This is a genomic window from SAR324 cluster bacterium (genome assembly GCA_015232315.1).
In the GTDB taxonomy this organism is placed as follows: domain Bacteria; phylum SAR324; class SAR324; order SAR324; family NAC60-12; genus JADFZZ01.
Genome location: JADFZZ010000046.1, coordinates 17,567 through 32,721 on the forward strand (window position 1 = coordinate 17,567; position 15,155 = coordinate 32,721).

Here is a 15,155-nt window from a genome sequence, read left to right on the forward strand (position 1 = left end):
AAGCACCATTCAGAATGCTTAAGTTGATGACATGGATAACGTGCCCCACGGGAGGTAGGGCACGAGCAAATTTTTATATTCTGTTGCCATTCCTAAGCGGTATATGAGTTTCTACCGGCATCACCCTGTGATTTTGGCCACGATCAGGGTGATGTCATCTTCCTGGGGATGGTTGTCATAATGCTTGTAGGCATCCTCAATGATCCGGTTTCTGATGGAAAGAGCACTTTTGTCAGCAACATCTTTGAGAATCTTCTTCAGTCGGGTTGCACCAAAACTTTCTCCTGCCAGATTATAATTTTCAATCAAGCCATCCGTGTACCAGATGATCACATCATCTTTTTGTAATTCGAGCGTTTGAATTTTGAAGGTATTGTCCGGTTTTGATCCAAGAATGGAGGACCGCATGCTCAAATCCATGATGGGACGATGGACTGTTTTTTTGTGGGCTGTGACGATTTCAAAGCCTGAGGGTCTGTAAACATAAATCGGGGTGTGTCCGGCACTGGTGTAAATGAGGTTGTGATTGCGGAGATCCAGCACCGAATATAAAAATGTCATGGTATAATTCCCTGAAGTCGAAAAATACAGGACGTTGTTGAGCACTTCCATGAAATAGGAGGGATGCCGGAATTGAAACTGAATACTGCCGCCTTCATCCAGAATTTTGGCATAATTCTGCTCGATGGCCATAAACAGGCTGTTGACCATCGCGGTGATCAACGCGGCCGGAATGCCATGTCCGGTCACATCGCCAATCAGAATGTCCAACCGCTCGATTTCTTCATGATACTGATAATTATACCAGTCACCGCCTGTTTCAGAAGCGGACTGGTAATAACTGGCAATCTGGACCTTGTCCAGGAACGGATCTTTTTTGGGAATGAGCAATTCCTGAACCGCGCGGGCTGTTTCCATTTCCAGTGAAAGCCGTTCTGTTTTGGCCATATCTTCATACAACTGGGCATTTTCGATGGAAATGGCCATTTGTGCTGACAGCAACTTCAAAATCTCAAGTCTGGCACTGGTGAAGACGCTTTCCATGAGATTGTTTTCGAGATACAGAATTCCGGTCATCTCGGTTTTGTGCAATATCGGAAAGCACAGCACCGAGCGGGAGTTTCGAGCCTGGAAATACGGATCAGAATGAAAATATTCATCTGACATGGCATTGGCCAGAATCACAGGATTTTGCGTGCGAATCACCAGATAGATCAGGGATAAGGGCAAAATGGGCAGGGAATCAATCTGCGTGGTGATTTGTGTACGCATGACCTGCACTTCCTGCCCTCCCACAGAACCTTCAGCCTGAATGAACCAGTCGTTCTTTTTTCTGAGAAGGAGAGCGCCTTTTTGCGCGCCGGCGTTTTCCATGACGATCCGCATCATTTTTTTTAACAGACGATCGAGAATGATCTCGCTGGAAATGGCCTGTGACGCTTTCATGACGGTCATGAAATCCAGATTACCGGGAAGTACACTGGTGGTTTCCGGGATAAAACTATCCTGTTTATCCGTGTCGGCTTGTTTGAGATTGGTGCCTGCATAGAAAAACGCGGGATAATGTGTTTCCATTGCCCGTGCTTTGTTCAACGCCCCCCACTTGTCATAGATGAAGTGGGCCTGACGCAGATAGACTTTTGCCAGTTGTTCGCGTCCCCGAAGAAAATAAAATTTTCCGGCGAGTTCGTTGGCCAGTGCCTCAAAATATAGAAATTGCTGGTTTCGGGCATAGTCAATGGCCTGATCATAAAAATCCATAGCCATTCCACGATGTCCCCGGACCCGTGCGTTTTCTGCTGAGACCAGGTAATAACCCGTCAGATAATTTTCAGGTGAATGCTGACTCAAACGCCCCAGTGTTTCCAGAGCGCTTTCTGTCTGCTTCAGTGTCTTTATTTGAGTGGAACGATCTGCCTGAGAAAAAGTCGCCAACTGACACAACGTATTGAGGATTGTAAACAAACCCATGGAAAACGTAGATCTTGCGCCATCAATATAACGTTCGGCCAGTTGCATGTGTGTCTGGCCCAGATCATAATTTTCAAAAAAGTAACACAGAAACCCTTTCAGAAAATGCAGAGCAAACAACGCGGGTTTATCTCCAGCCTGCTGATGGATGCCACGCATTTTGTTTTCATCATAACTGCTGCCTTTGAGCAGACAGGGCGCTGTTACAGAAACATTGCTGAAATTCAGAACCGTCTGATGCAGAATCTGAATCAGATGCAGTGCCGTTTCCTGGCGAAAGCGCTGAATTCTTGTTGAAAACGAAAACATCTCCTTTTCAATTTCATCCAACTGTATTCCTGCCGCAAATGAATGATACGAATAGACAAACGCCGCCAGACTGGCATATTCCAGATCTCCTGTAGCGACCCCCATTCGCATGGCTTCTTTTAAAGTGGGTAACGTCGATCGGACGGGATTTTTCCAGTGTTCAATGAAGTTGCTGAATAAAAAAGTGATGCGGCATTTCAGCGCGTCCAATCTGAAATGTTCTACCAGTTCGATGGCCTGAAGGCCAAACTGGAAGCCTTCATCCACCTTGTTCAGCACACTGCACAGAATCATCCCGTAAGAGACATAGGCATCCGCGGAGAAGGGGGTGTTTCCATATTTCAGCGATAAATTCACACCATGAAAAATAATGACCGGATACAGTTCCGGAGCCACAAAAAAGCTGACTGTTTTCACCCGGGACAGGATTCGCATGATGGCAATCTGATGCTTGTCCTGCATGGGACGAAGACTATTGAGTTTGTCAACCGTCTTGCCCCACAGATTGAAGCGGGTTTTCTGCAACAGCAGTAGTAAATCGATTTTCCCCGGTTTTCTGCTGAGTTTCACACCCAGCGTTTCCAGGGCGGTCAGGGCCAGATCCACAGCCTGATTCAGTTCGTTACGCGCCATGTGTGCCTGGATCCGGATTTCATAAACTCTGGCGCGTTCGATCACGTCCGGCACATGTTCAAAAAACTGCTGGGCGTATTTTTCCATCTTTTGATAGTGTCCATTCAGATAGGAACTTTCGATCATGAGCAGATAGATTTCCCGTGAAATCTGAGGGTAGGGTTCCCAACAATTTTTTCCCAGAACCCGGATGGCCCGTGTCAGGTATTGAAAGGCCACTTCAAATGCCGATTCCCGATGCGCTTTCAAGGCGGCTTTTTTATTCAGTTCCACCAGAAACAGGCGGTCCTCTTCGGAATGAACAGGTTTTCCTGAATTGAAATGATTGACAATATGGAACAATTGCTCCTGCTTTTTTTCTTCTGGGACATGCTCATACAGCAGTTTTCCAATCAGATGATGCGCCTGGATTCGTTCTTCCTGGGAGATATAGTCATAAACGGTCTGACGGATCCGGTCATGGGCAAAGGAAAAATGAGGAACTGAATCGGTGTTTCGATCTTCCAGAATTTCAGGGCTGATTTCCAGTTCTTCCCAGTAAAAATTGGCTGTGAGCAGGCCTTTTTCAACCGCGGGCCACAAGTGATGAACCACCTCTGACGCAGAGATACTGGTCAGTTTTGAAATCATGGTGATTTCAGCGACCTGCCCCAGACATGCCGCGTAATTCAACAACTGACGTGATTTAAACGTCAGCCCTTGCAGTCGTTCTTCAATCAAACCAAATACATTTTCGGTCACATCTTTTTGAGAAATGAGCTCCGGTTCCCATTTCCAGGCCCCTTTCTGTTCATCAAACTCAATCAGTTTTTCGGAATAGAGGGTTTTGAGAAAAAACTGGACAAAAAACGGATTCCCCTGCGTTTTGGCATGGATCACCTCAGCCAGAGACCGGCATTGATTTGCGGCGCAATGGAACATATCGGTCAATAACGACACAATTTGTGACGGATTCCACGGGTGAAGATCTATCTTTGTGAGGTGGACATGCCCTTGCTTCAGCACTTCCAGATAGGGTGCGATCCACTCCATGTCTTCACTGTTTTCATCCCGGACCGCCAGTATGATCAGTAGATGATGCCATCCCTGCTGATCCAGCAGGGCGTTGAGCAAGTCTCTGGAGGCGGTGTCCGCCCACTGAAAATCATCAAGAAACAAAACCAGGGGATGTTCCGCCTGGGCAAACAACCGGATCATGGATTGAAACACCATCCGAAACCGGTTTTGTGTTTCCTTCGGCGACAGTTCAGGAACTGAAGGTTGTTTGCCAACGATGGTTTCCAACTCGGGAATCACGTCAATCACAACCTGGAGATTGGGGGTCATGGTTTTGATGAGTTTTTGTTTCCAGAATAAAATCTGGGCTTCACTCATCGACAGCAATTGCAGGATCAGTTCATTGAGCGCCTGAATGATGGAGGTGTAAGGCATGTTGCGGTTGAACACATCAAACTTCCCTGAAATATAAAACCCCCGCCGACTCACGACCGAGCCATGAAGCTCCCGCACCAGCGCGCTTTTTCCCAGTCCGGGTTTGCCCTGGATGACGATCAATTCAATGTTGCCTTCGCAAACTCTTCTGAAACAGTCTCTGACATGCTCCACCTCGTTTTCCCGCCCATAAAACCGGTGTGGAATTTTAAACACACTTGAGCGTTTGATGTCTTCCAGAGGAAAGGGACTGATCCTGGATTTTTCATTCCATTCGGTCTGACAGCGCAGGAGATCATGTTTCAGGCCAAAGGCGCTTTGATAACGATCTTCAGGATCTTTGGACATCAATTTGAGTATGAGATCCGACAGTATTCTGGGAATATGGGCATTGAGCTGATGAGGCGGCGTTGGTGGTTGGGCGATGTGATAATAAACCAGTTCCATGGGATCTTCTGACAGAAACGGACGACGGCCTGTCAGCAGTTCATAAAACGTAACACCCAGCGAATAGAAATCAGTCCGCCAATCCATTTCGCAATTGATCCGGCCTGTCTGTTCAGGCGAAACATAATGCAGTGTGCCTTCTATCGTGTCCAGTGCCGGCGTTTGGTTTTCGGTTTTTTCATACAAGGGCACTGCGATGCTCAAATCAATGATCTGGGTTCTTTTCTGTTCAGGACTGTAAATGATGTTGGACGGATTGAGATCTTTATGAATGATGCGCTGATGATGAATGGCGGCCAGCGCGTCCGTGAGTTGCACGGCAATATTCAGAAAACTGGTCAGATCCCCCTGAAAGTCCTTGATAAATTTAGACAGGGATTGTCCGCCGATATCCTCAAGCAACATCACCGGGATATTATGAAAATATTTAAAATCCAGACTCTGGATCACTCCGGGATGACGCATATTTTGCAAAAGCTGATATTCCCGTTTTAGTTGTCGAACCAATTTCTGCGAGGGATATTCCCCCTGAAGTGTTTTCAGAATAGCCCGCTGTCCGTTGGCATTGGTTCCCCGGAATATCAGTGTAGAGCCACCCTGATAAACAGTTTCTTCAATTTTATAATCCAGAATTTCAGGCATCATCATGCCGACCTTCGCTTGATATTTCAGGAGTGCCCTGCCAAACCCGCCGCTGTCGCATCATTCGTTTTTTGTGTCATATCGAACCCCTGTGAGGGATCTTGAACTTTCGTTAGTCGAGAGGACACCACTTCTGAATTACGTGACAACGACTATTTACCGCACCTTGCGGTTTCATGTTGGTATATATACAAAAAAAAAGACCTTTGAAATAGCTGTTGATAAATATTTTCTTAATTTTTCATCTATGCCCCAACCCATCACGACTTACGGATACAATGCAAAATACACAGGTGCGCTTCAAGGATTCCATTGCGGTAAAACTGCTGACCGCCGTCTTTGCGTTTTATCTGGTGTTGACGTTCACCGTGACCATCATTCACATGGTGACCAATTATTATTACGAGGAACAGGCGTTGATGACTGAGCTTGACAACATTGCTCTTCGCCATATTCCAGTGGTGCAACAGGATTTGCTGACGCAAAAAAATTCACTCCAGAAAGAACTTCAGGGGATTCATGCGTTTTCGGGGATTTTGGGGGTAAGGATTCTCTCGACGGATGGTTCCGTGAGGGCACAGATTGGAAAGACCAGCCCTGCAACTCAAGGCAATTCCATCAATGGCTATTTCCGGTTGGAAGATGCCGGTTTTTTCTCAAAAAAATATGAAATCAGGTCTCCCGGTGATGCGGGAGTAAAAATGGGAGAAATCGAACTTTTTTCCAGTTTGATGGTTGTTTATGAACGCCTGAAAATCGGGTTCCTGCTGATCATTATCAACGCTGTCATAAAAACAATTGGATTATGGCTCATTTTTTTATGGATCTCCCGTCACATCCTCAGCATTCCGTTGGGCACGCTGATTCGTGCCATGGATCATGTCAAACTGGAAAATCTCGATCAACAACGGGTTCAACTCCCTCTGGACGGAAAAAATGAGATCACCCTGCTGGGACGATCCATGAATGAAATGATGGAAAAACTGTCACGGGCCATTGCCAGTCAGCAACACACGGAACTGCAAAAACTCCAGCTTGAACAGCAACTCAAACAGGCCCAGAAAATGGAGGCTATCGGGACACTCGCCGGTGGCATTGCTCACGACTTCAATAATTTGCTGTATGTGATCCTGGGCTATGCGAATATGTCCAAAGATGACTTGCCCGCAGACCACCCGGTCCGTGAAAATCTGGGGGAAATTGTAACAGCAGGTCACCGGGCTGAAAAACTCATTCAGCAGATTCTGACCTTCAGTCGTCAGGCGGAACAGGAAAAAATTCCCTTGCACCTGGTTCCGCTGGTCAAGGAATCTCTCAAATTTTTAAGAGCCTCCCTGCCGACCACCATCCACATTGTTTCAGATATCAATCCGGACCAGAAACAGAATATTCTGGCAGACCCCACACAAATGCACCAGATTCTGCTCAATTTATGTACCAACGCGTCCTATGCCATGAAGGATGAGGGCGGCACCTTGAAAGTAATGCTGGATGCTGTGTTTCTTACGCTGGAGGAGGCGTTGCCGCTCAATCTGGTGGAAGGGCATTATGTGCGGCTGAGGGTGCAGGATACGGGAACAGGCATAGAACCTGATATTCTTGACAGAATTTTTGAACCCTATTTCACGACAAAACCGGTTGGAGAAGGCACAGGAATGGGGTTGGCGGTGGTTCATGGAATCATCCAGGCCCATAAAGGGGCTATCACCGTGACAAGCACCGGGAACGAAGGCACGTTATTCACCATACTGCTCCCGGTGTTTGAATCTGAAGATATTGAAACGTACATTCAGAAAATAGAACCGGTTTCAGGTCAAAACCAGCATATCCTGTTGGTCGATGATGAAGAACTGGTACTCCAGATGGAAAAAGAACAGTTGGAGCGTCTGGGATATCAGGTCACAGCTTTTACCGATCCTTTGACAGCTTATGATGCCTTTTTGATGGCACCGTTTGCGTTTGATCTGCTGCTCACCGATCAGACCATGCCCTCTCTTACTGGAAAAGCCCTGGCGGGAAAAATTCTGGGGAAACGTCCGGATCTGCCGGTAATTCTGGTATCAGGATACCATGAGTCGCTCAATCTTCAGGAATTGCATGAAGCAGGAATTATGGAATTTTTAACAAAGCCTGTGAACATGCGACAACTGAGTCACATTCTGCAAACCTTGCTTGAAAAGTAAGCGTTCAGCGTTCAGCTTTCAGTGTTTATGCGCCTCAGAAGCATTATGACTCAATAGCAGAAAAAATCGTTTGGCTTCCAGGCCTGGAGCATTCCTGATAGCTGAAGGCTGAACGCTTACCTTGAAAACAGAGTTGAAACGTCCTGAATATGCGACACAGACTAAATATCACTGTCTTCAATGTTTCCGACCGCCCAAAAGGCTTTTTCACGAACTTGAGGATCCGGATCATCCAGCAGATAACGCAGTTCTGTCAGTGATTCCGGATTCTGAAGCATTCCCAACGCCCACACAGCATGTTCCCTCACGCCGGCATAGGGATCACGCAGTAGATCCATGAGGGTCGCTGTGGCATCAATAGACTCCAGCATGCCAAGTGCCCAGGCGATATTTTCCCGCACACTGGCTGAGGGATCCTGTGAATGTCTGATCAATGCGGGAACAGCACCCGGTTCGCCCCAGATCCCCAAAGCCCAGGCGGCCATCGCCTTGAGGGAAGCATCTTCATGATCCAGTTTGTCCAGAATTTTAGTGAAAGCGTCTTTTCCGGATAAGCGCAAAGTGCTGATGATGAATTCCTGAACAGGACTTTCTTCTTTGAGCAGAACCCGGAACACCGCATCAAAATGATCCAGTTTCTGACAGGCACCCACCGCCCATACGGCGAAATACCGGATTTCAAGGTTCTCATGAGCCAGATAATTCACAAAGTGATCTACCGTCGACTGATGCGCGGACAGACTTTGTTGAAGTTTCCGCAGTGTTTCCGGATTTTCCCGTAACGCCACATAAATTTTGGACAGGGCTTCCATGATACTTTCCCGATGTTCCGGAGACTGGTGTTCCCATGCCGTCAACAACGGCAAAACACCTGCCAGTGAGCCCATCACACCTAACGCCTGAATGGCCAGTTTTCTCACCTCAGGGTGCTGATGATCCAGCGCCTGTGTGAAAGGTGCCAGAGAGTCCTCTAAAACAGTTTTCTGGAACATGGGGTTCTCCTGTAGCTTTTGAAAAATTTGTAGTTGAATTGCGTCTCAGGCAAGGAACAGACTAAGAAGTTTGGACAATGCACTTTCTAAGTATCCGACCATGAATCTTTAACTATTTTTTCTGGTTCCCTATTTCTGGTGCACGTCTGTTAAGTTAAGCCCTGTGAAGGCACTGGCACCAATTCCCCCTTGGCTTAAGGTGGTTCGGGGGATGTTATTCTGAGCTTTAAATCCCCCATGCCCCCTTTGAAAAGGGGGATTTTCTCGCAGGTAGAGACGAGTTTCAAACCCGTCTCTACCGGGAACCGTTCCAGACGAGACGTCAGGAACCAGATTAATGTCAAAAATTTTTTGATCGGCTACTTATCCGTTTCTGGAGACAGGGATGTTGCTACGTGTCAAATCTTACTCAATGTTGCTACCAATATAATTACGTGGCCATTCAGTGGGGGAAAGATATTCACGGCGAACCGTCGTGGGGTCAAGACAAAATAATATTTTATCCGGAAACAGAGCAATAATTTGTGCTTGCCAACGTTTGGAATTTTATGACATAGGACCTTATATCTTGAAGCTTGTTTTTGACGTTGGCCCTCATGTTCAGTGATCATAAAAATTCAAATCCACAGGGGAAACTATGACAAAACCATACATTCTTAATGCACGGGACGCCTCCATGCACGATGTGTCTCTTCTTGGCGGCAAGGCCAACAACATGGCATGGCTGACCCGTAACGCATTTCCGGTCCCCGATTGGCTGGTCGTGACAACCCATGCTTATGACCAACATCTGCAACAGGAAGGACTCAAGGCCTGGATCAAGGAACAGATGGTCAAGGTCCAGAAAGCTGACAGAGCGGCTATTCCTGCGATTTTGAAAGAAATCCGCCAGAAAGTGGTAGAGTCGCCCTTTCCACGGACAATTGAAACAATACTCCAACAAAATCTTGCCCGGATTGACGACTGGGAAAACGAATATTTCGCCGTGCGTTCCTCCATTGTGGGAGAAGACGCTGAAGGTGCCTCCTTTGCGGGGCAAATGGAGTCCTTCCTGTTTCAGAAAGGGCTGGCCCAGATTTCAGAATCTGTCCGCAAATGTTTTGCCAGCTCCTATACCGACCGGGCCATCCTCTATCGCATCCAGAAAGGATTGCCGCTGTTGAGCATCGAAGCCGCCGTGGTGGTGCAGGTGATGATTGAAGGCCGGGTTTCAGGAGTGTTGTTCACGGCTCATCCAGTCACAGGCAGTCGTCAGCACGCACTGGTTTCCTCCTGTTACGGAATTGGTGAAGGCATTGTTTCAGGCCTCTGCAACACCGATGAATACCATGTCGGACTGGTCGATGGCACGGTGCAAGCGTCTATCAATGACAAGGATGCCCAGATGATTTTTGATCAGACCACAGGCCGGGGCGTGGTCAGGGTGGATGTGGCTCAAGACCTGCGCCTGCAACCCAGTCTGAGCGATAACGAGGCTCGACGTGTCGCGGATTGCGGCCGGGTGATTGCCGAATTGCTGGGACGTCCCCAGGATATTGAATGGGCCTTCCGTGAAAATCAACTCTACATTTTGCAAACCAGACCCATCACCCAGCTTCCGCCTCCGGCAGAGCCTCGCGGTAACTGGCTGGTTTGGGACAATTCGAACATTCAGGAAAGCTACTGCGGCATCACCACACCCCTGACCTTCAGTTTTGCCAACAAGACCTATGGCGAAGTGTATCGGCAGACCATGCGGATCATGGGGATTTCCCCCAAAGTGATTCAGGAACATGATGCCATGCTCAACACCATGCTCGGGCTCATCCAGGGGCGGGTGTATTACAACATCAACAACTGGTATCGCGGACTCCTGTTTCTGCCCTCCTTCAAAACCCATAAAGGCGATATGGAACGGATGATGGGACTCCAGGATTCAGTGGATATGGTTCAGGATAAAATGTTGACCTGGCGTGAAAAAATCAAACGGCTTCCCGGATTGTTTGTCACGCTGATCCGGGCCTTGTGGAAATTCCGTCAGATCAACACCCTGACTGAAAACTTCAGGGCCATGTTCAAAGCCGTTTATGACAGCATTGACCGCAAAGCCCTGCATCGTCTTGAAATCGGCGAACTGATGGCGCTCAATCAGCGATTGTTTGATGAATTGATCTCCGGGTGGACGGTTCCCATCATCAACGATTTTTATGTGATGATGATGAATGGCAAAGTCCACCGCTGGCTCAACCGGATTGCGGTGGAAAATCCGGCAGTGGTCCAGAACAACCTGCTGTCTGGCGAAGAAGGCATTGAAAGCACCGAACCCACCAAACGACTGCTGAGGATGTGCGAAACCATTCGCCAGACCCCGAAGCTCCAGCAATTGTTCGAGACCTTTCCCAATGAACGTCTGCTCAATGCCATCCAGATTGACGATCCGTCCTTTTATAGGGAATGTCTGGCTTACATAGAATTGTATGGTGACCGGACCATTGGCGAATTGAAACTGGAATCGATCACCCTGCGGCAGGACGCGTCGTTCATGTTTGCGATCTTGCGTAATTTTCTGAGCCGGACAGACCTGAACCTGGAAACACTCAACCAGAATGAAGCCCGATTCCGTCAGGAAGCGGAAGAACTCTGTTTCAGCAGAATCCGGTCACAACTCGGTGAGCGGAAACTCCTGCGGTTCAAAAAAGATGTGGAACGACTGCGGCATGGCATCAAAAACCGGGAAAACATGCGGCTGGCACGAACCAGAGTGTTCGGGTTGTATCGGGACATTTATCTGGAAATAAGCCGTCAAATGCATTTTTACGGATTTTTTGAGCACCCTCGTGACATTTTTTACCTGACGGTGGAAGAATGCCAGTATTACATGGATGGCCGCATGCCCCAGCGGGATCTCAAACCTTTGATTGCCGCCCGCAAAGCCGAGTTTGAACGCTACAAACAGGAACCCGAACCAGCCCATCATTTTTATACAAAGGGGCCGGTCTATCATCACAACAGTTTTGAATATCCGCACAAAAACAAACAGGCCGCCGGAGATGGCGCGTTGAAAGGTATCGGCTGTTATCCCGGTATTGTGGAAAACAAGGTCAGGCTGATTTTTTCACCCGAAGATGAACTCTCCCTGAACGGCCAGATTCTGTGCACTGTCCGGACTGATCCGGGATGGGCACCGTTATTCCCGACGGCTGGCGGGATTGTGGTGGAACGGGGTTCCACCCTGTCACATTCCGCGGTAGTGGCCCGTGAATTGGGAATCCCCGCGATCGTGGGCATCCCTGATATTACAAAAATTCTGAAAGATGGTGAAACGATCCGCATGGATGGCGCGACCGGAGAAGTCACGAGGCTTGAAACCAAGTGATTGGCGGGGACTCGTTTAGCCGTCTTTTATTTGGGGTTGATCCTGTTTTCTGCCACACATTGTAGGGGCAAACTCCAAACCAGGTGGTGAATCAAAGACCGTTTTTTGACACAGGGCCGAAAATGTGACCAACCCCGAGAACTTTGTGATTTTTTGAATGGAGCATGAATGAATAAGCAGAAATCCCTACCAATCCAGTGGTCGCCTTCACTGGCAACAGAAATATTCATGATTGACGATCAGCACAAGGAGCTTTTCAGGAGGATTGACCGGTTGATGGATGCGTTGACGGAGGGAATCAGCAATGAAGAACTGCTTGAGCTGTTTTCGTTTCTTGAAGTGTACACGTTGCTACATTTTAACGCAGAAGAAGAATACATGACCGAATACAATTATCCCATGACAGAACTCCACAAAACACAGCATGTCTATTTTGTGGACAAACTCGAGGAATTGAAAGAGCAGGCAAAAAACTCATTCAACAGCCATCAACTTGCGGACCTGCTTAAAACACACCTGATCGACTGGCTGATCAATCATATTGTCAAAATGGATCAGCATTTGGCGGCATATCTCAAAAAGAACCGTGTGAGTTGAAAGGAAGGTAATCACTTTGGTTAAGTACCCGACCATAAATATTTATACATTTTTTCTGGTTCCCTATCTCTGGTGGAGAACCCTCCTTATCCCACCTCCGGTGGGCTTGCCAATGAGCAGTGGAAGGGTACCGGAGGTGCGATGTTTCGTGACATAAATGGCTGTACTCTCGTAGATCGGGCGAATCACCGACTGACCGAGCCCCAGGTTCAGGCCTTATGGTCCATGGTTACACATGAAAATCCAACCGCCTGAGATATGACGTATGAAAATATACAGTATTTTTTATTAACCAGAATCCTTTCCTCTGATTTGTGGCTCTTATGGGGTGAACGTGACAGACGCGGTGTTCTGTCGCTGACTCTGGTGGCAATCTGACCATAAGTTAAATTGTCACATATTTTAGACCATCCATTAAAATAAAGAGGATATATGAATAAATTATTTCCAGAAAATTTGCATAAAATTGAAAGAGTTATGAGAATTGTGTTAGGGTTGGTTTTATTAAGTCTTGTATTTGTCGGTCCACAGACATTATGGGGACTTGTTGGCGTAGTCCCTTTAATCACAGGATTAGTTAAAAGTTGTCCTCTTTATACCTTATTGGGTTTTAGTACATGTCCCATGAAACAGAGTTGACCTTATCAGATTATGACCTGATAAAACGTATTGCACTGAATGATCATAGTGCCTTAGACGTGTTGGTAAACCGGTACCAAAATCACGTGTACCGGTTTCTCGTATCTCTGACAGGGAATGAGACCCTGGCTGAAGAAGCTCTTCAGGAAACTTTCATAGCTTTGTGGCGATCGGCTCAAAGTTTTCAAGGGACAGGCTCAGTACGAGCCTGGATCTTTCAAATAGCGCGGAACGCCATTTCCCGTCAATACAGATTAAGGAAGGATGAACCTCACGATTTTGTTTCACTGGATGAATTAGGTCAACAGGCTGGATGGGGACAGGAACCTATGCAGGATAATATGGATGACCTGAAAGAAAAACGGGAATTGCTTGAGGTGGCAATGAACGCTCTTGCTCCGGAAGATCGGGAAATACTGATTTTGAGAGACCTGAACGGACTCACTGGCGATGAAACCGCTGAATTATTGCAAATGAGTTTACAGGCTGTTAAAAGCCGGTTACATCGAGCAAGGCTTCGACTGATGAAACATATGAGGGAGGTGCAGTCATGACTTTTGATGATCGAAAAATCGCTGGAATACGGTGTAGTGAGATCCTTGCGCAACTTTCCGGTTATATGGAGGGTGAGCTTGCTCAGGACACAGTCAACCTTATCAGAGAACATGTAAAGATATGCCATCAGTGTGAACAGTTTGGTGGAGAATTTGTTTCAGTCATCAAAACTTTTCGTGAAACCCTCAGTACACCCCCATCCATCTCTACAGATATTCAGCAACGTTTAAAAGCACGTCTTGTGGATCTTTGAGATTCATTTCCCTGTTTATTCTCTATTCTACCAGTTCTAAACCTCCGCCTTTAAGGCGGACAGACTTCAGCCAAACGGTTTTGGTCTGAGATTTGAGTGAGAATCTCCTTGACGTCAGGAAAGGAGGTTGTGCGCCTGGCATGGCGCTTAATTTGGTGGTGCAAGTCCACTCACTACCCTTTCAGGAGGGAAAGTGTAGTTCAGAGTCAAGGGTGTCCGAAGAAACTTGGGACAGGCGCCTCAGAAGAGGGCTACAACGAGTGCTCCAAGCCAATGAGGAATCTGAAGGAAGACCGAGACAAACCTGCCGCTTAAACTTGGTGTGAACCTCTGGTAGGCGGCCGCAAGGGATGAGGTAGCAACGCTTACCAAAATCCAATATCCTGAACGTAACTTGCGGTCGTAGAGGAGGTAAGCGGGCAGGGAAAATGAAGCATCTTACCCAGGGAAGAGCCGACAGACTAGCGGACATCATAACTACGATGCTTGCATCCGCACAGCGACTGTGGAGACATGGGAGCGCATGTCTGTGGGTTTTCAGATGAAGTCATAGTAGTCGTAAAACGATATGCCGATGAAGATGTGGGTGACCTATCTGAGGAGAAAACATATCGTAAGAGGCGTTAGCTAAAGGCGAAGGGATTCACATGTCAACAGAAGAAGGCCGCCTAAGTATCAAGGACTTGGAGACCTGAAAATCCTACTGTGGAAATGGGACGTATCCGATGGAAACGGAGGTAGGTCGAAATTAAAAAGTCCCTCAGAGAGAGAGAAAGGGCTCAACCTGATTCGTTCCGAGAGGAATAGTTTGGCATGAAGAGCCGTGTACGGACCCGTACGCACGGTTCTGTGAGCGGACGGAGTCTTCGGGCTCCTCCGACTCGATCCATAACGCACCTCTGGTGCCCTTCCACGGTTCGTTGTCAAGCCACCAGAGGTGGGTAAGGAGGGGTTCCCTACCAGAGGTACAAGGCTGTTAAGTTAAGTGAAGAAATTACCTGCGAGAAAATCCCCCTTTTCAAAGCTTAACTTTGGACACATTTCCACAATTGAAATTTTTATGCTAAGCTGAACATCCAGTGACAAAAACAAACCATGAATCAGTGGAGGTTCTCATGTTGATAACTACGGTAGCTCCCTGGATTGAG

8 protein-coding genes are annotated in these 15,155 nt (G+C 47.4%); 6 read left to right on the plus strand and 2 right to left on the minus strand.

The window, feature by feature from the left end; genetic code table 11:
• Positions 1–120: 120 nt before the first annotated feature.
• Entirely contained in the window at positions 121–5,439 is a 5,319-nt protein-coding gene (locus HQM11_19730) for an AAA family ATPase (protein ID MBF0353267.1), read from the minus strand.
• A 272-nt stretch (positions 5,440–5,711) separates the two neighbouring features.
• On the opposite strand from HQM11_19730, the gene HQM11_19735 reads away from it, so the two are divergent.
• Positions 5,712–7,616, plus strand: coding sequence for a response regulator (locus tag HQM11_19735; protein ID MBF0353268.1), 1,905 nt, complete (start codon positions 5,712–5,714; stop codon positions 7,614–7,616).
• A 161-nt stretch (positions 7,617–7,777) separates the two neighbouring features.
• Here HQM11_19735 and HQM11_19740 read toward each other — a convergent pair whose 3' ends face one another.
• Positions 7,778–8,608, minus strand: a complete 831-nt coding sequence (locus HQM11_19740) for a HEAT repeat domain-containing protein (GenBank protein MBF0353269.1) — start codon at positions 8,606–8,608, stop codon at positions 7,778–7,780.
• Positions 8,609–9,245: 637 nt separating this feature from the next.
• On the opposite strand from HQM11_19740, the gene HQM11_19745 reads away from it, so the two are divergent.
• The 5 genes from HQM11_19745 to HQM11_19765 all read left to right on the plus strand — a co-directional run bounded on the left by HQM11_19745 (position 9,246) and on the right by HQM11_19765 (position 14,007).
• Entirely contained in the window at positions 9,246–11,963 is a 2,718-nt protein-coding gene (locus tag HQM11_19745) for a phosphoenolpyruvate synthase (GenBank protein MBF0353270.1), read from the plus strand.
• A 168-nt stretch (positions 11,964–12,131) separates the two neighbouring features.
• Positions 12,132–12,560 carry a hemerythrin family protein gene (locus HQM11_19750; protein MBF0353271.1) on the plus strand — a complete coding sequence of 143 codons (429 nt, stop codon included), beginning with the start codon at positions 12,132–12,134 and terminating at the stop codon, positions 12,558–12,560.
• 432 nt (positions 12,561–12,992) lie between these two features.
• Positions 12,993–13,199 (plus strand): DUF2892 domain-containing protein, encoded by a 207-nt coding sequence (locus tag HQM11_19755; protein ID MBF0353272.1) that lies wholly within the window; start codon positions 12,993–12,995, stop codon positions 13,197–13,199.
• Entirely contained in the window at positions 13,178–13,753 is a 576-nt protein-coding gene (locus HQM11_19760; protein ID MBF0353273.1) for an RNA polymerase sigma factor, read from the plus strand. The genes HQM11_19755 and HQM11_19760 overlap by 22 nt, the downstream gene beginning before the upstream one ends.
• Positions 13,750–14,007, plus strand: coding sequence for a zf-HC2 domain-containing protein (locus HQM11_19765; GenBank protein ID MBF0353274.1), 258 nt, complete (start codon positions 13,750–13,752; stop codon positions 14,005–14,007). Before HQM11_19760 ends, HQM11_19765 begins: the two co-directional genes overlap by 4 nt.
• Positions 14,008–15,155: the final 1,148 nt, after the last annotated feature.